Genomic DNA, 19289 nt, shown 5'->3' with positions numbered 1-19289 from the left:
ATGTCCGCACGCGCAGACCGCGCTACGGCGCACGCGGCGGACCTCGACGAGGTGCGCGACGAGCGCTACGCCAATCCGTTCGCCCCGCCCGACGAGACCGAAGCCGCCGCCGAAGCGCGTCCGCGCTCGCTGTTCGGCGAAATTCTCGACTGGATGCTGGCGCCGCTCCTGCTGCTTTGGCCGATGAGCCTCGCGGTCACCTACCTGGTCGCCAAGTCGATCGCCAACGGCCCGTTCGACCGCGCGCTGGAAACCGACGCCTACGTGCTCGCCCGCCAGATCCATCCGATCAACGGCGTGGCCGAGTTGTCGCTACCCGATTCCACCCGCGACTTTCTGCGCGCCGACAATGTCGACAGCGTGTTCTATCAAGTGCTCGGCACGCGCGGCGAACTGGTGAGCGGGGAGCGCGACATGCCGCTGCCGCACGAGGAAGACAGGCCGCAGCCGGGTCTCGTCGAGTTCCGCGACGACGTACTGCGCGGCAACGATATCCGCGTCGCTTATACAACCGTCGAGTTTCCGCAGACGCCCGGCGCCCAGCCGGTGCTCGTGCAGGTCGCCGAGACGCTCGACAAGCGCAGCCAGCTTGCCAACGACATCATCAAAGGCGTGATCCTGCCGCAGTTCGTCATCCTGCCGCTGGCGATCCTGCTGGTGTGGTTCGGCCTGTCGCGCGGACTCGCGCCGCTGCATGCCCTGCAGGCGCACATTCGCGCGCGCCGCCCGGACGACCTGTCGCCGCTCGAGGCCCGCCGCGCGCCGCCGGAAATCGAGCCGCTGGTAACGTCATTCAACGACCTGCTGACGCGCCTCGAACAGAACATGGAGTTGCAGAAACGCTTTATCGCCGACGCCGCGCATCAGATGAAAACGCCGCTTGCCGGCCTGCGCACCCAGGCGGAGCTCGCGTTGCGCCAGGACGCCTCCGCGGAAGTCCATCGCTCGCTCGAACAGATCGCCACCAGTTCGGAGCATGCAGCGCGACTCGTCACGCAGTTGCTGGCGCTGGCGCGCGCGGAAAACCGCATGTCGGGCCAGATTTTCACGCCGGTCGAGGTGACCGAAGTGGCGCGCAGCGCGGTGCGCGATTGGGTTCAAGCCGCGCTCGTCAAGCAGATGGACCTCGGCTATGAAGCCCCCGACGAGCCAGTCGAAGTCGACGGCAATCCGGTCATGCTGCGGGAAATGCTGTCGAATCTGATCGACAACGCGATCCGCTACACGCCGGCTGGCGGGCGGATCACCGTGCGGGTGCGGCACGACGTGACCGCGCGACTCGTGCATCTGGAAGTAGAAGACACCGGACTCGGCATTCCGGTGGCCGAGCGTTCACGGGTAGTCGAGCGTTTTTACCGGATTCTCGGCCGCGAAGGCGACGGCAGCGGCCTTGGGCTCGCGATCGTCCGTGAAATCACGACGATGCACGGCGGGGAAATGACTATCGACGATAACGTCTATCAAACCGCCCCGCGGCTTGCCGGCACGCTCGTGCGTGTCAGCTTGCACGTGCTCGCACGGGGACGGGACTTACCCTAAGGGCACAATGACTCACGCGTCGACCACATCCTTATTGAGATGATTTTGTCAATTTTTACGAGAACTTAGAGGGTTGTTGACGTATTTTTATTGGACTTTCCTCTGCACGCTCGAAACTGCCATTCCACCCTTCCACGTCAGTACGCCGTAAGTTTCCACTCCAATAATCGGTTTCACGGGAACGCCTTTGCCGGCGGACCGCGTGCACATATCAATATTGGAGACGACATATGGCTACCGTTGGCGGGCAAATCTCGCACGTGCCGATGACGCACGATGAGAAGCGGGTAATCTTCGCATCGTCGCTAGGTACGGTTTTCGAGTGGTACGACTTCTATCTGGCCGGCTCACTTGCGATCTTCATCAGCAAGAGCTTTTTCTCCGGCGTCAATCCGACTGCCGCTTTCATCTTTACGCTACTCAGCTTCGCCGCGGGCTTCGCGGTGCGGCCGTTCGGCGCGATCGTATTCGGACGACTCGGCGATATGGTCGGCCGCAAATACACGTTCCTCATCACGATCGTGATCATGGGTCTGTCGACCTTCCTGGTCGGCTTCCTGCCCGGCTATGCATCGATCGGCATCGTATCGCCGGTGATCTTCATCGCGATGCGGATGCTGCAGGGCCTCGCGCTCGGCGGCGAGTACGGCGGTGCCGCCACCTACGTCGCCGAACATGCGCCGCCGGGACGCCGCGGCTTCTACACCGCATGGATCCAGACGACCGCCACGCTCGGCCTGTTCCTGTCGCTGCTCGTGATTCTGGGCGTGCGCACGGTCATGGGTGAAGACGCGTTCGGCGCCTGGGGCTGGCGCATCCCGTTCATCGCGTCGATCATCCTGCTCGGCGTGTCGGTGTGGATTCGCCTGCAACTGCATGAATCGCCGGTGTTTGAGCGCATCAAGGCCGAAGGCAAAACCTCAAAGGCGCCGCTGTCGGAAGCATTCGGCCAATGGAAAAACCTGAAGATCGTGATCCTCGCGCTGATCGGCTTGACCGCCGGCCAGGCTGTGGTGTGGTACACGGGTCAGTTCTACACGCTGTTTTTCCTGACGCAGACGCTGAAGGTCGATGGCGGGACGGCCAATATCCTGATCGCGATCGCGCTCCTGATCGGCACGCCGTTCTTCCTGTTCTTCGGCTCGCTGTCGGATCGCATCGGCCGCAAGCCGATCATCATGGCCGGCCTGCTGATTGCCGCCTGCACGTACTTCCCGCTGTTCAAGGCGCTGACTCATTACACGAACCCGGCGCTGGAAGCGGCTACGGCGAAATCACCGATTGTCGTGATCGCGAACCCGGACGAGTGCTCGTTCCAGTTCAACCCGGTCGGCACGGCGAAGTTCATCAGTTCCTGCGACATCGCCAAGAGCGCGCTCTCGAAAGCCGGTTTGAACTACGAGAATGTCGCGGCGCCGGCAGGCTCGCTGGCGGAGATCAAGGTCGGCGATACGGTGATCAACGCGTATGACGGCAAGGCCGCCGACGCCAAGGAACAGGGCAAGGTGTTCGACAAGACCCTGGCTACCACGCTGAAGACCGCCGGCTATCCGCCGAAGGCCGATCCGTCGCAGATCAACTGGCCGATGAGCGTGGTGATCCTGACGATCATGATGATCTACGTGACGATGGTCTACGGGCCGATTGCGGCGATGCTGGTGGAGATGTTCCCGACGCGCATCCGCTATACCTCGATGTCGCTGCCGTATCACATCGGCAATGGCTGGTTCGGCGGCTTCCTGCCGGCGACCGCCTTCGCGATCGTGGCGGCCAAGGGCGACATTTACTCGGGGCTGTGGTATCCGATTGTGATCGCGCTCGTCACCCTCGTGATCGGCTTGCTGTTCGTGAGAGAAACCAAGGACTCGGACATCTACGCACAGGACTGAAACACCTGACGGACAGGGCAATTTAAAAAAGTTGCGCGCCGGGGGTTGACAGCCCCCGGCCCTATCCTCATAATCTCGCTTCTTTCGGCGAATTAGCTCAGTTGGTTAGAGCGACGGAATCATAATCCGCAGGTCCGGGGTTCGAGTCCCTGATTCGCCACCAGTTGCAAGAAAAAGCCGCTGATCCACAAGGTCAGCGGCTTTTTTGTTTTGGCTTTCCAAACTGCAACTTCAAGGAGGTTTCTTGATGACATTCCGCACCGCCGCGCTTGCCGTGGCCACCGCCTCGATCACGCTTCTCGCCGCTGCATCGCCGCTCTCCGCCCTCGCCCAAACGCCGCCCGACAGTCAGTGGCGCGCCAGTCCTCTCACGCTTTCGACGTTGCTCCAGGACGGCTATAAAATCGTCGCCGTAGTGAGCGGCGCACACGGCAATGCCGGGCTGGCCGATACAATTTTCGTTCAGCGCGATCAAAGCGCATTCAAATGCATCGACCCGCAGCAGCCTGATACGAAATCGAAAACGCAAACCGCGTCGGCTGCCTGCTTCGAACTGGGTCAGCCGTCGGGCGCGGCTGCGGCCTCTGAGGCCAAGTAGTCGCGCACGTTCGTGACCACCCGCTGCGCTCCGCCCGCTTTAGGGCGTAGCCAGCTCCACACTTGCCGCACAACGCAGCGATAAAGCTCGCCCAGTTCACGCTCGGGCGCAGCCGGCCTCATTCATGCGTGGCAACCCCCAACAGACTCAGCCACAATCCGGCAACATGACCACCCTGGCAAGCAACCATAAAAAAAGGAGTCAGCCGAAGCTGACTCCATCAAGTGCCACTCCTCGCGTATACAACGCGACACTGCTATTGCCCTAACTCGCCACGCCCATCGCCGGATCGCTGACGCTGTCCTTGCCGGTTTCGACACGGCCCGCAAAGCGCCGCGTCAACCCGCCCGGCGCAGCCAGCGTGAAGTCATACCAGCCGCCCACCGCGCTCACCGACCAGTACGGTTCAACCTGCATCCCCGCCGGCACCGCATACGTCCACGGGCCATCGCTGCGATACGCGTTCGAGGTGACCGTCACGTTAGCTGTCGCATTGCCGGTGTTCATGATCGTCAGATAGACGGCATTGTTCGTGATGTCGTAGCAGACCCGCACTTCCGGATTCGGCCCGGTCGCGACCGTCGCGACATTTCCCTGGAACGATCGATGAAAGCCGTTCGGCCCCAGCACCCACAGGCTGTAGTTACCGGCATCGTCGGCGAGCGCGGCCCACGAATCCGATAGTTCCTTGCCCGCTTCGACGGTATAGCGCCGCGGCAGCCGATCGAGATGCAACTGGTCGTACACGTGGAATACGGCGCCGGCCGTACCCGTATTGCTGAAAATCAGCCAGATCAGGCCGTCCTGCACATCGGCATTGGCGCTCACGTGCAGCAGGTACGGCAACGCGCGCGACGGCCGCGACATCAGCGTCTGTTGCGGCATCTGCTGACTCGCTGCCGACGGCACGGGCACCGCGCCCAAGGCGCTCTGCTGCGTGTTCTGCGCATCGGCCTGCGCTTTGGTTGGCGCGGGCAGCGCCGCCACCGGCGCATCGTTTGGATTGCGAAAGTTGAATGCCGACGTGAGATCGCCGCACACCGCGCGCCGCCACGGGCTGATGTTGGTTTCGATCACGCCGAAACGCTGCTCCAGAAACCGCAGCACGGACGTATGGTCGAACACTTGCGAATTCACCCAGCCGCCCGTGCTCCATGGCGACACGACGAACATCGGCACACGCGGGCCCGGCCCGAAGCATTGTCCGTCCGGCACGATCGGCGACGAGTCGCCGGGCGGATTGGCCTTCGTGAAGTATTCGTACTGCGTGTTGACGGTCGATTTGCCCGCGAACGTGCCGTCGGTATTTTTGCTCGGCGCATCGGGCGGCGGCATGTGATCGAAGAAGCAATCGTTCTCGTCGTAATTGACGAACAGCACGGTCTTGCTCCACACGTCGGGGTCGGCCGTCAGCGTGTCGAGCAGCAGTTGCAGGTAGTAGCCGCCCTGCCCCGGCGTCGACGCGCCGGGATGCTCGCAGTAGGCCTGCGGCGACACGATCCAGCTCACTTGCGGCATCTGCCCGGCAGCGATGTCGTCTTTCAGCGCCTGCAAAAAACCGCCGTCGGGCATCGTATTGCCGATGCCCTTATACAAAGGCGCCACCGCTTCCAGCGACTGCGTGTACGGCAACAACGGCGAACCCGGCAGCGTCTCGTTGACCTTGCGGTACGTCGCGAAGCCGGCGAGCGAGTTGTCCGTGTAGTTGTCCGGCATGTTCTGGTAGACCTTCCAGCTCACGCCGGCCGCCTGCAGGCGCTCCGGATAAGTCGTCCACGTGAGGCCGGTGGCCGAGGCGCCGAGGCCGTCCCAGCCATCGTTGTTGACGACCGGGTTGGCGCCGGCGCTCGCGCCATTGGTGCCGGTCCACAGGAAGATCCGGTTCGAGTTGGTGCCGCCATGCAGCGAGCAGTGATAGGCATCGCAGATCGTGAAAGCATTCGCCAGCGCGACGTGGAACGGCAGGTCGGCCTGCTTCAGGTAACCCATCGAGACGTCGCCCTTGGCTTTCGGCCACTGCGTCATGCGCCCGCTGTCCCATGCCTGATGCGCGTCGCTCCACGAATGCGGGCCGCCGGCCAGCAGCGCGTTGCCCTTGGTGCTGTCGAGATAAAACGGCAGCACGGTGCGCGTGCCGTCGTTCTGCTGGAACACGGTCGTGCCGCCGGGCTGCGGAATCGTGAAGCGGTCGCTAAAGCCGCGCACGCCCGGCAGGGTGCCGAAGTAATGATCGAACGAGCGGTTCTCCTGCATGAAGATGACGACGTGCTGGACGTCGTTGATGGTGCCGGTCGTGTTGTTCGCGGGAATCGCAAGCGCGCGGCGGATCGCGGGCGGAAACAGGCCGAGCGCGGCGGCGCCCGCGGCGCTGCGCAGGAAGGTACGGCGGTCCAATGAGGTCATGTTTGGCGTGTTGGGGTCGTCAGAATCTGTGCGCTTGCCGGCCGCTGCAGCCAATGGCTGGGCAGGCAGGCGGCAAGGCGCACCTGGCAATCAGCGCGTCAGGGCGCGCAAACGAGCTGCGTGTTCTGCAACGGCTGCGCGGCACTCGCACCCAGCGAGGCGCATGCCCCGGAGGCAGGCGCCGCGACGATCGGCACCGGCGCGCTTGCGCCGCCCGCACCGGCCGCCGCGTCGTTCGCGGCGGTGCTGGAGCCACTTGCGCTATTGCCGGCACTGTTGCTGCTCGAACCGCCGTCGCAGCCGGCCATCGATACGCACAGCGCGAACAAGGCCGCGGCCGTCAGCAGGCCGCGCACACGCCGAGGCCCGCGCCGTGTGGGCGTGTGATGCGCGTCACGCGCCGCGCACACCTCATTTGTCTCAGGCGCTTTCGAAAAGGAAGTCGTCGGGTTCATCGCGGGACTCCGGTCAGTGGGTGAGCGTGGACAGCGGCTGGCCCGAGCCGAAGATCGACTGCAACTCGGCTTCGGTAACGATACGGGTCCACAGCGCGAGATCGCTGAACGCCTGCACGTCCGGCGGCGTCGCCGCGCACTGGCCGACGGTGTACGGCGGCGTGTCCTTACAGGCGTTCATGTAGTACTGGCCGGTGCCGTCTTCGTTCAGGCCGAACACGCCGAGGCCCGGCAGCTTGGCGATGTTGACGCTCAGCGCCTGGCCCAGCACCTTCTGCTCGCCGAGCACCGGATCGAAGATGTACGCGTTGATCTTCTTCGCGGCGGTGTCGATGGTCAGCGCGAGATAGGTCCACTTGTTGGCGCTGACGTTCAGGCTGTTGATGTCGTTGCGCGTGCTGCCGTCGCCGAGATTGAAGCGGATGTTGCAGCTCGCGCCCGACCCCGGGAACAGGCCGATCGCGATACCGGCATTGCCGCCCGAGTAGTAGTTCTTGTTCGAGAACACCGGCGTGCCGTTGCCCGTGACATTCGCGCACGAGGTGTAGAACCAGAAGCCGATCGTGAATTGCGCGTGGGTCGTCACGTCGTTGGTCTGCGTCAGCTTGTAACCATCGAAGCCGTTGCTGTCGACCGTATGGGTGTCGATCTGCAGACCCTTGCCACCGAACGGGTCGGCGACCAGCGAGCCGCCGTTCGCGTCCGCGGCCCACGGCGCCATCGTGCTGGCAGCGAGGCGGTCGACCGGCGGCAGTGCGCCGAACGGGTAGTAGCTGGAGAGGCCGGTGGTCAGCGTCGTCGCGAGCGGCGGCGGCGGGGGCGGCGGCGGCGGAGGCTGCACGTACACGACCTGGGTGATCGTCGCGAGCGGTGCGGTGCCGGCCACTACCGTGTAGTTGAACGAATAGACGCCGGTGGTCGTCAGGCCGAGCTGGCTGTCGGTATAAGTCGCGGTGCCCGCGGGCAGGCTCGCGATCAAGGTGCCGTTGCGCAGCACGCTGATCGCGCCGGTGGCGGGCGCCGTCCACGTGAGGACGAGGCTGGCGTTATCGCTGCCGGTGGCGCCGAGCAGTTGCGAAACGGGCGTGGCACCAATGAACTCGCCGCCGTCGAGCGCGTAGGTCGTGGGATCCGGCACGGCGCCTTTATACGCAAGCAGCGTCGGCGTGATGTCGGCGATGCTGGCGCGCGTGTAGAGCGCGGCCATCGTGGTCGGTGCGGTGGTGTTGCCGAGGCGCGCATTCGGCGCCTGGTTCAACGCGATGAAGCTGGTCGATTCAGCGGGCAGCGGCAAGCCGTCGGTGCCGCCGGCCGCGTTCAGACCGTGGCTGCTGGTCACCACGACCAGCCAGTTCTCGTTGCTGCGCTTGGCCGTTTCGGCGACCAGCGTGCCGAGCGCAATGTCCAGTTGCGCCAACGTGCTCGCATAGTTCGCCGACGACAAACCGTCGTTCAGCGCGGCGTCCTGCGCCGAATGATATTGCGCGACCACCAGCGAGTAGCCGTTGTCGATCAGGTTCACGCTGTTCTGCGTGACGCAGGCGTCGACCGATGCGCAGTTCACCAGCGTGTCGAGATTGCCGGCATTCTGGTCCGGCGTCAGCAAAGCCGCGAGGCCGCTCGAATCGACAGCCGCACCCAGCGTGCCGGCTCCCGCGCTCTTGAGCATCTGAAACACGGTGCTGCTGTGCGACGCCTGATTGGGCGCGTCGGAGTTGATCTGGTGACGATCGGCCCATGTGCCGGTCAGAACGGTCGCCCAACCCGGCGTATCCAGGTTCGGTTGCTGCGAGAGCGTACCGTTGACACCGCCGCTGTACGCGGGCGCCACGGTCAGCTTCGCAAGATTGGGCAGTTTGCCGCCGGCGATGCCCGCGCTCAACGCGCTATACGTCACGCCGTCGAGTTCGACAAGCAGCATTTTTTTGGCTGCCGGCGTGCTGGGCGTGCCCGGTGTGCTGGCCGGCGTACCCGCGCTGGCTTGCGTGTTGCCTGCGCCATTGCCGGCAGTGTTGCCGCTGGATTGCGATGCGCCGCCGCAACCACTCAGCGCGGCCGTGGCTCCCAGCGCGCCGAGCAGCGCCAGGCCGCATGCGAATTGCACGACGGTGTGCCGTCTCATGTTTGTCCTCTCCCGATGCCGATATGCGCCGGACCATCCGGCGAGTTGTTTGCAACGATAGGGAACGCGGGCGACGCCGCTATGTCGTTCTGCGCAAGCTGGCCGATAACGGCATCAGCATTTTTTAGGGACCGCTAGGCGGGGGCGTCGACATTAGCCATGAAGGCGGTGATGAGGCGCGAAGCGGTGCGTGCCTCGAGGTGATACAGATACTCCTGAAGGATCGGCGCATCGCTGTCCAAAGGCAGTTGTCGCAGATCGGGATGCGCCGGCGCCTCGCCGACCGGCATTAGCGTGCACCCCATGTTGTGACGAATCGCTTCGTAAATCGCCTCGCGGCTGCCGATTTCGATCAGCATTTTCGGTGCGACGCCAATGCGTTTGAGGGCGGTCTCGGTGGCCTCGCGGGTGCGGGAGCCAGGCTCGCGCAGCAGCAGCGTGTGCGCGGCGATGTCGGTCAGCCTGACCACTTTCTGCGCGGCCAGCGGATGCCTGCAATGCGCGACGACGACGAGGGGATCGTCGGCAATCGTACGGCGTGCCAAACGCGGATCGTCGACTCGCTGCGACGACACCGCGAGATCGACGCGGAAGTCGAGCAGCGCATCGAGGATCTGCTGCGAATTGCCGATCTCCACACAGATCTTGACGGCCGGATACTGCCGATGAAACGCCGCGATGGCGGGCAGAATGTAATAAGGCCCCGTCGCGCCGACGCGCAGGTTGCCGGCCGCCAACTCGCGTTCGTTGCGTAGCGTGAAATCGATATCGCTTTCGGTTTGCTGCATGCGGTCGATCAGCGGCATCAGCGCGGCGCCGGCATCCGTCAGGTCAAAACGGCTGCCGCGCCGATGGAACAACTCGACGCCATACTGCTTTTCCAGTTGCTGAATACGCGCGGTGATGGTCGGCTGACTGACTTCAAGACGCTTCGCGGCGGCGGTGACACTGCCCTGCCGGACGGTTTCATAAAAGGCGACCAGAAGCGGTGCGAGCATGGAAGGCTAGAAAGCAAAACTTCCAATTTATTACCACTACATGGCAATTTCGTTAAAAATTGCTTTTGATTTTGTAAGCTAAGCCATGAGACGGCTGCGCGCCTGCGATGCAATACGCGTGGCTTCAGTGATTGCAGACCAGTGCTCAGTGTTCAGCGATCCACGAGGCGGCTGAGATTCCCGCGCACCCGTTGCAGCAGCGCGATGAGTTGCTTCGCTTCTTCGTCGGTAAAACCGTTCAGCGCTTCGAGCGCGACTTCATCGCCCACTTTGCGGGCCTTGCCGAGCGTGCGCTCGGCCTTCGGCGTCATGCGCACCTGGCGCTCGCGGCGATCCTCCGGATTCGCCGTGCGCTCGATCCAGCCGCCCTCTTCCATGCGATCCAGCAGGCGTCCCGCCGAAATCGGCGCGACCTCGAGCAGGTCGGCGAGGCGCGCCTGATTGACGTCGCCATAGTGGGCGAGATTGGCCAGCACGCGGCACTGCGCACGCGTCAGATCGACCGATGACTTCGCGAGATCGTCGAAACGCTTGCCCGTCAGGCGGCCGACGTCGGAAATCAAAAAGCCGAAGCGCTCTTCGAGTTGGGTAGTCATGCGCGGATTATACGAAAGGGTTTCGTTTGTCATCGTCGGAATGGGTGCAAAACGGGCGAATTCAGGCTACGCATAATTCCTGGTGGGCGTGCGCGCTCGCAGCCGATATACTAAGCATGCTTACTATATCGACAATCCCGCTGCCCCATGCCCTCCGCCTCCCCGCCGACGAGCGCCGCCGCTCCGCTCAACCGGCCGATGATCACCGTCTCGATCATGCTCGCGACATTGATCCAGACGCTCGACAGCACGATCGCCAACGTCGCGCTGCCGCACATGCAGGGCACGCTGTCGGCTTCACAGGACGAGATCACGTGGGTGCTGACCTCGTATATCGTCGCGGCCGCGATCGCTACGCCGCTGACCGGCTGGCTGTCCGACCGGCTGAGCGTCAAGCGGCTGCTGATCTTCGCGATCGGTGGCTTCACGGTGGCCTCGGCGCTATGCGGGTTGTCGGAAACGCTGACGCAGATCGTCGCGTCGCGATTGCTGCAGGGAATCTTCGGGGCCTCGCTGGTGCCGCTGTCGCAGTCGATCCTGCTCGACATCAATCCACGCGAAAAGCAGGGTCAGGCGATGGCGGTGTGGGGCATGGGCGTGATGGTCGGGCCGATTCTCGGGCCCACGCTCGGCGGCTGGCTCACGGATAGCTACAACTGGCGCTGGGTGTTTTTCATCAACGTGCCGATCGGTGCGTTCGCCCTGTTCGGCGTGGCGACCTTCTTGCCTGCGCGTGAACCGAAGCACGACGCGAAGTTCGACGCGTTCGGCTTTGCCACCCTGGGTCTCGCCATCGGTGGGTTGCAGGCGATGCTCGACCGCGGCGAGCAGCTCGACTGGTTCGGCTCGCATGAGATCGTCATAGAGGCGCTGGTCGCGGCGATCAGCTTTGCGTTCTTCCTCGTGCATACGGCGACGGTCGGCAAGAAATCGTTCTTCAAATATGAGTTGCTGAAGGACCCGAACTTCGCCACCGGCACCTTCTTCATCTTCGTGATCGGCGCGGTGATGTATGCGACGCGCGCATTGCTGCCGCCGATGCTGCAAAACCTGATGAACTATCCCGTCGCGACCACGGGTCTCGTCACGGCGCCGAGCGGCGCGGGAACCATGGTCGCGATGCTGTTTGCCGGACGGCTATTGAAGCGGATCGATGCCCGGCTGTTGCTGCTCGCCGGCTTCCTGATCTCAGCATTCGCGCTGTGGCAGATGATGCATTACACGATCGTGCTGTCAGAGTCGGACATTGTCTGGCCCGGCGTGATTCAGGGCTTTGGTCTCGGCCTCGTGTTCGTGCCGTTGAGCGCGCTGACCTTCTCCACGCTTACGCCCGAATTGCGCGCGGACGGCACCGCGACGTATAGCCTGATGCGCAATATCGGCAGCAGTATCGGTATTTCGATCGTGCAGACGCTGATGACGCGCAACACGCAGGTCTCGCACGCGGACCTCGCGGCGAATATCACGCAGTTCAATCCGGCAATCCAGCCGATGTTGAACAGCGGCTCGAATTACGACATGGCGGCGCTGAACGCTTCGATTACGCAGCAGGCGTCGATGATCGCCTATCTGAACGATTTCAAGCTGATGTTCGTGGCCACGCTGCTGGTCATTCCGCTGTTGCTGCTGATTCGCCCGGCGCGCGAAGCACCGGATGCGTCGGTGGCGCATGCCGCGATGGATTGAGCATAGCAGCAAGGCAATCCTCTTTAGTCTGTACGGACGATGTGCATGCTGGCGGCAACTTCAGAATGAGGTTCTTGCCGCGCCTTGAACCCCCTCTCCATGAACGCCATCCCGTGTCCGCCCGGCCCTGCCAGCACGCCTGGTCCTTTCAGCCCCCTGCGCATCGGCCCGCTCACGCTGCGCAACCGCCTGATCAAATCAGCGACCAACGAAGGCATGACGCCAGGCGGTGTGCCTTCACAATTGCTTGTGAAGCTGCACGAAAGCATCGCGGCGGGCGGCGCAGCGATGACGACGGTCGCTTACTGCGCGGTGAGTGCCGATGGCCGCACTTTCGTCGATCAGGCCCAACTCGGCGCCACCACGCTCGCACCGTTTCGCGCCTTGACCGATGCGGTCCACAGGCAGGGCGCCGCTGCCTGCGCACAGATCACGCACGGCGGCTGCTTCACCTTCCTGCCCGAGCTATCGACGCGACGTCCCCTCAGCGCGTCGGGCGGCTTCAACAAGGTCGGCCTGATGAGTGGCCGCTTTTTCAAACAGGCGATGACCGAGCCGGAGATGAACGCGACTGTGCGCCAATTCGTGCAAACCGCGTGCGCCGCCCGCGAAGCCGGGTTCGATGCCGTTGAAATCCACATGGGCCACGGCTATCTCCTCAGCCAGTTCCTGTCGCCGCTCTACAACCATCGTCGAGATGTATACGGCGGCTCACCTGAAAAGCGCGCCCGCTTTCCCGCCAGGGTGCTGCGCGCCGTGCTCGACGAAGTAGGCCGCGATATGGCGGTGCTCTGCAAGATCGGCGTGACCGAAGGAGTCAAAGGCGGCGGCACCGCTGAAGACGCCGCCAGAATTGCCCGCGTGCTCGAAGCCGAAGGCGCGCATATGCTGGTGCTGAGCGGCGGGATGAATGTCGAATCGGTGTGGCAGTTGTTCGGCAGTCCAATGCCGGCTGAAGCACGCGCCAATGTGTCGAATCCCATCGTGCGATATGCCATGTCCTTGCAGAAGCTCACCGAGCCCAAATTCGATGGCTTCAAGGAAATGTACTTTCTGGAGCATTCCCGCAAGGTGCGCGAAGCGGTTCGGTTGCCGCTCGCTTATCTCGGCGGCGTGCGTTCGCTCGTGAACATCGAACTGGCCATGCAGGAGGGATTCGAGGCGGTGGCGATGGCCCGCGCGCTGGTTTTCGATCCTGCCTTTGTCGAGAGGCTGCGCTCGGCGCCGGCGAAGCCCTCGGGCTGCACGTCGTGCAACCGCTGTGTGGTAATGATGTACACGCCGGGCGGTACGTCGTGCGCGCTGCAACCGCCGAACGATGCCGCGCTGAACCTGATTCCCGCAGGCTGACTGACTAAGGGAGCCGGCGCGGCGGCTCTCACCCTTCGATACGTCCGCGCGTTACGCCGAGCAATCCGGCCATCGCCGCGCGCGCCGCCGTCGCATCACGATCGCGGATCGCTTCGAACACCGCCGTGTGTTCCGCCAACGACGCGTTAAACACATCCGCGCGTTTCGCATTCAGGCGTAGCTGCGCTTCAAGCGTGCGCTCGATCAGCGTGCCGAGCGGAATCAGCAATTCGTTGCTGCAGGCCGTCAGCACGCTCAGATGAAACTGCAGATCGGCGCGCACCCATTCATCGACATTGCGCGCGCCGGCCATCGACGCATGCGCGGCCGCCAGCGCGTTGAAGGTGTCGGCGGTGTGCGAGGCTGCCGCCAGAGCCGCCGCGTACGGCTCGATCATCTCACGCATTTCCTGCAACTTGAGCGCGAAGGCCATCGGCTCGGCAACGCGCGAGTACCAATCGAGCACATCGACATCCAGCAGATTCCACGCGTGTTTCGGCCGCACCCGCGTGCCCACCCGTGGCCGCGATTCGATCAACCCTTTCGAAGTCAGCGTGCGCAGCGCCTCGCGCAACACCGTCCGGCTCACGCCGAAGGTGTCCATCAACTCCGCTTCGCGCGGCAAGATCGAATCCGGCGCATAGTCGCCACGCAGTATCGCGGTCGCCAGCAGATGGGCGACGCGCCCATGCAAATCGTGCTGAATAGCTTTCTCCCCGCTGCCTCTCGGCGCTGTTGATATCGGACCTGAGCCCGGGATGGATCGCGATTATCCGGCATCTCGACCGGCCGGCCCCGGGTTTCGGCGCCATTCCGGCGTTGGCATGCTGGCTGGCGTTCGGCTGCGACCTCATGGCCGCCCGGCGAATATGCAGTCGTCCAAGCCAGCATCTTCGTCAACACCTGGCCACTATTTGGCCAATAGTACTATTAATAGTACTTAAGCGCGCTTTTGTTGTAGCATGTGAATCCTCGAAATTGTCCGCACACGCAGGCACCCCGGCCCCAAGGAGACGCACGCCATGAAAATCACCAAGCTCGAAACCTTCATCGTTCCGCCGCGCTGGTGCTTCCTGAAGATCGAAACCGACGAGGGTATCGTCGGCTGGGGCGAACCGGTGGTCGAAGGCCGGGCGCATACCGTGGCGGCCGCCGTCGAGGAACTGTCCGACTATCTGATCGGCAAGGACCCGTTGCTGATCGAAGACCACTGGCAGGTGATGTATCGCGCGGGCTTTTACCGCGGCGGCCCGATCACGATGAGCGCGATCGCCGGTGTCGACCAGGCATTGTGGGACATCAAGGGCAAGCATCATGGCGTGCCGATTCACGCGCTGCTCGGCGGCCAGGTGCGCGACAAGATCAAGGTGTATTCGTGGATCGGCGGCGACCGTCCGAGCGACGTCGCGAACAACGCGCGCGCCGTGGTCGAGCGCGGCTTCAAGGCGGTGAAGATGAACGGCTCGGAAGAGCTGCAGATCATCGACACCTTCGACAAGGTGCAAGGCGTCATCAATAACGTCGCCGCCGTGCGCGAAGCGGTTGGACCGAACATCGGCATCGGCGTGGACTTCCACGGCCGCGTGCATAAGCCGATGGCGAAGGTGCTGGCCAAAGAACTCGACCCGTACAAGCTGCTGTTCATCGAAGAGCCGGTGCTGTCGGAAAACGCGGAAGCCTTGCGCGACATCGTCAACCAGACCAACACACCGATCGCCTTGGGCGAACGTCTGTATTCGCGCTGGGACTTCAAGCACATCCTGTCGGGCGGCTACGTCGACATCATCCAGCCGGACGCGTCGCACGCGGGCGGGATCACCGAGTGCCGCAAGATCGCCTCGATGGCCGAGGCGTACGACGTCGCGCTCGCATTGCACTGCCCGCTCGGTCCGATCGCCTTGGCCACCTGTCTGCAGATCGACGCCGTGAGCTACAACGCGTTCATCCAGGAACAGAGCCTGGGCATTCACTACAACCAGGGCAACGACCTGCTCGATTACATCAGGAACCCCGAAGTCTTCAAATACGAAGACGGCTTCGTGTCGATTCCGCAAGGCCCGGGGCTCGGCATCGAAGTCAACGAAGAGAAGGTGCGCGAGATGGCGAAGGTCGGCCACCGCTGGCGCAATCCGGTGTGGCGCCATGAGGATGGCAGCGTCGCGGAATGGTGATGGCTTGATGGCTTGATGGCTTGATGGCTTGATGGCTTGATGGCTTGATGGCTTGATGGCTTGATGGAGCGTCGCCTGCGGGCGGCGTTTTGTTTTGAACCACGCGCGGCCGTCGTCAGAAAAACTTTTGCCTGAAAGCCGACGTCCTGGGTGCAGGCGCGGTCGGTGATGAAGACGGCGGAGCTCAGCCTCACCTGCGCGCACGTTACGGCAGACGTAGCGCGCGCCGTCTCAGTTACGTAACACTGCGGACCGACGCGGCTGGAATACGCCCTTCGCGGGCCTTTCCGGGCGCCGCCACACCACCCGCAAAGCCTTACCCAGAAAGGCTTTCAGCCCGTTTGTTCGACACCAGACATACGCATGGCCCACTCCTTGCTCAAATGCATGCAAACGACACATGCATTGGGGAGCATCATGGGCGAATTCCTTCCAGACTATCTGATCCGCGAACAGGCCGCCGTCGGCGCGCTGGTGGTGTTCGGCGTGCTTCGCATCATCGGCGCAATGCTCGCCTATGAACGCGGCTGGCGCATCTCGGTAGTCGAAAAATGCTTTATCGCTGCCGCCGTGCTGTACTGCCTGCCGCAGCTCTTCGATCTGCTGACGCATATGTACGGCTCGCGTGCCGCAGGCGCGGAACTGGAAGGCAAGGCAGCAGGCTGCGCAATCGCGCTCTTCTGCGCACCGATTCTCGGCCATCGGCTCGGCCTCGAATAACCGGTTTCCACGAACGGATGCTCACCATGCGATTGGGAAAACGCCCAGCAAGGCGCGCGAAACCTGCAAAACCCGCTTACCGCGCCGGCGACGTCCTGACGCTAAAATCCGGTGGACGCCCGATGACCGCCACCTGGAGCGGGCCCGTCCTGTTCGCGCCGGGTAACTGGTTGATTTGCCAGTGGTTCGGCAACGACGGCGAATTGCAGCAGGAGATGTTTCCGGAAGAGACGCTGGAACGGGTGCACAACGCGCTCGCCGCCTAGAGGGTAGTAACGGCTCAGCCGGCCACCGCCGGGCGGCCGTGTGTATTGCGCCGCACGCCCTTGCTGTGCGGCGCTTTTTTTAGTCTCAGCCCAACGCGGCGAATGCCGGCACGCTGTGCGACAACACGGCCGCGGCGACGAACACACCGATCATCGCCAGCGCTTCCAGATAGAGCACATTGACGAAGGTATGCGCGTCCATCGTGGACGCCGTGCGACGCAGGCGCGGCAGCGCCGAGAAGCGATTGAGCCCGCCGAGCACCAGCGCGAGCGCGACCAGCGCAAGCTTCAGGGTCAGCACATGGCCCCACGTGCTCATCTGAATCGCTTCAAACGAGCCGCCCGATCCGCGCACGGCGTTGAAGATGCCGGTCACCAGCACCAGCCCAACCGCCACGATCGATACGTTCGACACCTGCATCGCCGTGCGGATCAGCATTCCACGTGCGGTCGAGGTGCCGAGAGCAGGCAAGACCGCGAGCCCCGCCGCCATCGCCAGCCCGCCCCAGACGCTCGTCACCAGCACATGCAAGGTCTGCATGCCGATCGCCGCCGAGACCGGGCCGGCATCGGCCGCATGCCCGAGCGACGCCTTGCCCGCCGCAATCGCGATCACCGCGAGCCACAGCAGCGCATTGCGCAGCATGCCCGTGTGACTTGCCATGGCCGTGCCCAGCAACACCAGCGCGCCGGCAAACGCCACACTCCAGCCGTAGCCGACATGGGTCTCGGTCAGCACGGTCGGCACCACGCCAATCGCCGACGGCAACGCGACGCCACTCATCGATGCCGCCTGATACAGCAGCCAGCCAAGATCCGCGAGTACCAGCACGACGGTGGCCGTCAGCATGGAGCGTTGCGCACGCAACCAGGCGGGTCGTGCAGGGTTGATCTTGGCCTGCGCGTCTTTGGCGAGCCACGCGCCGAGCAACGCCGAACCGACGGCAAACGCAAACGCGATGTTCATGAGCGCGGCCATGGCGACCTGCCCGATCCACAGTCCGTCCATGCTCATTTGACGATGAACGCGAAGTCGCCTTGCGTACGGTGGCCGTCCGTGGCAACCGCGATCCAGTGCACCGCATAGCGGCCGGCCGTCAGTTGCGGCAGCGCCACGTGCATCACCTTTGCATCACTTTGGTCGACTTGCGACGCCGCCGGCGCGGCCGGCTTGCCGCTCGCGTCGCTCAGTTCGATCCGGCTGAAAGCCGGCTCGAGCGGCTCGGTGAAATGGATCGTCACTTCGGTGGCGGCGGCCACTTCGGCGTTCGCCGCAGGCTCGCTCGACACCAGATGCGCATGCGCAAAAGCGGTGGACGTCATGACCAGCGCCGCGGCGCCGAACGTCAACGCATGGAGCGCCGGACGGGAAAATTTGAATAGCTTCATGTAAGGCCGATAGCTTGTGGAAAGTAAAACGGTAGGCGGTGAGCCGAAGGACGCCCGCGTCGGGCGGACGCCGGCGCGCCCGGAAGTGTACGCTTCGATGGCCGGCGCGCGCGTCGGTTCAACCTGCGTTGTCACGCAAAACCGCGGAAACGCCCTGTGTGCCGGCAATCCCGCCGACAAAATCGAGATGGCCAACCCGCGTGCCGCGGGCGGTACGCGTCAAACTGTCGCATCGCCGTGACACCCGGAACCTTCTCTAATGTGGCAAATAGTCACCATCACCCTTCGATGATAGAATGCTGCGTCGCCGCAGCGCCGGCTGCCCTTCACACCGAGCCGCTCGAAGTTCGGTCAGGTCCCCGATTTTGATGGAGTTACGCGTGTCTTCAAGACGCATTTTCCGCCCGTTGCTTGCCCTTCTGCTGATCGGCTCCGCGGGTGTCTATAGCGCTGCGAAAGCGCAGACTCAACCGAAGGCCCCCGATACGATGGAAGCGCGCGTGCAAGGCTGCACGGCCTGCCACGGCTCGCACGGCCAAGGTACCGACAACGACTACTTCCCGCGTCTGGCGGGCAAGCCGGCCGACTATCTGTACAACCAGTTGCAGAACTTCCGCGAAGGGCGCCGCAAGTACCCGCCCATGAACTACCTCGTCACGTATCTTTCTGACGACTACCTTCATCAGATCGCCACGTACTTCTCGCAGCAACGCCCGCCGTACCCCACGCCGGCCAAGCCGACCGTGTCGGCGGCCATCGTTGCGCGCGGCCAGCAGATCGTTCTGAACGGCGACGCATCCAAACAGATTCCGGCGTGCGCGGCTTGCCACGGCAAGGCGCTGACCGGCATGGAACCCGCTATCCCGGGTCTGGTCGGCCTGCATGCTGACTACATCAGCGCGCAATTGGGCGCATGGCGTTCGGGCTCGCGCCATGCCATCGCACCTGATTGCATGCACACCATCGCCACCCGTCTGACCGACGAAGACGTGAACGCCGTTGCTGCCTGGCTTTCCACGCAAAAGGCCCCACAAAACCCCGTGCCGGCTCCGGCCCGCTCGATGAAGACTCCGCTTGCCTGCGGCAGCGAACCGCAATAAGGCACCG

The 19289-nt window shown here is 63.6% G+C and carries 17 protein-coding genes and 1 tRNA gene; 10 read left to right on the top strand and 8 right to left on the bottom strand.

Annotated elements, in window-relative coordinates:
- The 4 genes from PQQ95_RS12300 to PQQ95_RS12285 all read left to right on the top strand — a co-directional run bounded on the left by PQQ95_RS12300 (position 1) and on the right by PQQ95_RS12285 (position 4026).
- Positions 1-1539: a sensor histidine kinase gene (locus PQQ95_RS12300; RefSeq protein ID WP_408437650.1), complete on the top strand. Its 1539-nt coding sequence runs from the start codon at positions 1-3 to the stop codon at positions 1537-1539.
- Between the two features lie 230 nt (positions 1540-1769).
- Positions 1770-3428 (top strand): MFS transporter, encoded by a 1659-nt coding sequence (locus tag PQQ95_RS12295; protein WP_408437649.1) that lies wholly within the window; start codon positions 1770-1772, stop codon positions 3426-3428.
- Positions 3429-3514: 86 nt separating this feature from the next.
- Positions 3515-3591 (top strand) — tRNA-Met (locus PQQ95_RS12290).
- Between the two features lie 84 nt (positions 3592-3675).
- Entirely contained in the window at positions 3676-4026 is a 351-nt protein-coding gene (locus PQQ95_RS12285; RefSeq protein ID WP_408437648.1) for a hypothetical protein, read from the top strand.
- Positions 4027-4290: 264 nt separating this feature from the next.
- Here the strand turns inward: PQQ95_RS12285 and PQQ95_RS12280 are convergent, their stop codons facing one another.
- The 5 genes from PQQ95_RS12280 to PQQ95_RS12260 all read right to left on the bottom strand — a co-directional run bounded on the left by PQQ95_RS12280 (position 4291) and on the right by PQQ95_RS12260 (position 10600).
- The gene (locus tag PQQ95_RS12280) at positions 4291-6429 is read right to left on the bottom strand and encodes a phosphocholine-specific phospholipase C (protein ID WP_408437647.1); all 2139 of its coding nucleotides are present in this window, start codon (positions 6427-6429) and stop codon (positions 4291-4293) included.
- 98 nt (positions 6430-6527) lie between these two features.
- Positions 6528-6884, bottom strand: a complete 357-nt coding sequence (locus PQQ95_RS12275; protein ID WP_408437646.1) for a hypothetical protein — start codon at positions 6882-6884, stop codon at positions 6528-6530.
- 13 nt (positions 6885-6897) lie between these two features.
- Positions 6898-9006, bottom strand: a complete 2109-nt coding sequence (locus PQQ95_RS12270) for a LamG-like jellyroll fold domain-containing protein (RefSeq protein ID WP_408437645.1) — start codon at positions 9004-9006, stop codon at positions 6898-6900.
- 134 nt (positions 9007-9140) lie between these two features.
- A complete protein-coding gene (locus PQQ95_RS12265) occupies positions 9141-10004 on the bottom strand; it encodes a LysR substrate-binding domain-containing protein (RefSeq protein ID WP_408437644.1) in 864 nt (287 codons plus the stop codon).
- Positions 10005-10156: 152 nt separating this feature from the next.
- Entirely contained in the window at positions 10157-10600 is a 444-nt protein-coding gene (locus PQQ95_RS12260) for a MarR family winged helix-turn-helix transcriptional regulator (RefSeq protein WP_054034675.1), read from the bottom strand.
- 147 nt (positions 10601-10747) lie between these two features.
- On the opposite strand from PQQ95_RS12260, the gene PQQ95_RS12255 reads away from it, so the two are divergent.
- The gene (locus PQQ95_RS12255) at positions 10748-12286 is read left to right on the top strand and encodes a DHA2 family efflux MFS transporter permease subunit (RefSeq protein WP_408437643.1); all 1539 of its coding nucleotides are present in this window, start codon (positions 10748-10750) and stop codon (positions 12284-12286) included.
- Between the two features lie 99 nt (positions 12287-12385).
- The gene (locus PQQ95_RS12250; protein ID WP_408437642.1) at positions 12386-13636 is read left to right on the top strand and encodes an NADH:flavin oxidoreductase; all 1251 of its coding nucleotides are present in this window, start codon (positions 12386-12388) and stop codon (positions 13634-13636) included.
- Between the two features lie 28 nt (positions 13637-13664).
- Here PQQ95_RS12250 and PQQ95_RS12245 read toward each other — a convergent pair whose 3' ends face one another.
- Entirely contained in the window at positions 13665-14330 is a 666-nt protein-coding gene (locus PQQ95_RS12245; RefSeq protein ID WP_408437641.1) for a FadR/GntR family transcriptional regulator, read from the bottom strand.
- Positions 14331-14658: 328 nt separating this feature from the next.
- On the opposite strand from PQQ95_RS12245, the gene dgoD reads away from it, so the two are divergent.
- The 3 genes from dgoD (at position 14659) to PQQ95_RS12230 (ending at position 16793) form a co-directional block, all read left to right on the top strand.
- The gene (gene dgoD / locus PQQ95_RS12240) at positions 14659-15807 is read left to right on the top strand and encodes a galactonate dehydratase (protein ID WP_028196341.1); all 1149 of its coding nucleotides are present in this window, start codon (positions 14659-14661) and stop codon (positions 15805-15807) included.
- A gap of 417 nt (positions 15808-16224) precedes the next feature.
- Entirely contained in the window at positions 16225-16527 is a 303-nt protein-coding gene (locus PQQ95_RS12235) for a hypothetical protein (protein ID WP_408306042.1), read from the top strand.
- 17 nt (positions 16528-16544) lie between these two features.
- A complete protein-coding gene (locus PQQ95_RS12230) occupies positions 16545-16793 on the top strand; it encodes a YodC family protein (RefSeq protein WP_408437640.1) in 249 nt (82 codons plus the stop codon).
- Between the two features lie 85 nt (positions 16794-16878).
- Here the strand turns inward: PQQ95_RS12230 and PQQ95_RS12225 are convergent, their stop codons facing one another.
- Together PQQ95_RS12225 and copC are read right to left on the bottom strand one after the other, a co-directional pair.
- Positions 16879-17808 carry a CopD family protein gene (locus PQQ95_RS12225; protein ID WP_408437639.1) on the bottom strand — a complete coding sequence of 310 codons (930 nt, stop codon included), beginning with the start codon at positions 17806-17808 and terminating at the stop codon, positions 16879-16881.
- Positions 17805-18182 (bottom strand): copper homeostasis periplasmic binding protein CopC, encoded by a 378-nt coding sequence (gene copC, locus PQQ95_RS12220; protein ID WP_408437638.1) that lies wholly within the window; start codon positions 18180-18182, stop codon positions 17805-17807. Before copC ends, PQQ95_RS12225 begins: the two co-directional genes overlap by 4 nt.
- A gap of 368 nt (positions 18183-18550) precedes the next feature.
- Here copC and PQQ95_RS12215 point away from each other — a divergent pair, with 368 nt between their 5' ends.
- Positions 18551-19282, top strand: coding sequence for a c-type cytochrome (locus PQQ95_RS12215; protein ID WP_408192714.1), 732 nt, complete (start codon positions 18551-18553; stop codon positions 19280-19282).
- Positions 19283-19289: the final 7 nt, after the last annotated feature.

Origin of the sequence: Paraburkholderia caffeinilytica, assembly GCF_046030355.1 — a bacterium.
Taxonomy (GTDB): domain Bacteria; phylum Pseudomonadota; class Gammaproteobacteria; order Burkholderiales; family Burkholderiaceae; genus Paraburkholderia; species Paraburkholderia caffeinilytica_B.
Note: the sequence above shows the minus strand (reverse complement) of the source record. Positions and strands in the feature narration are given on the sequence as shown.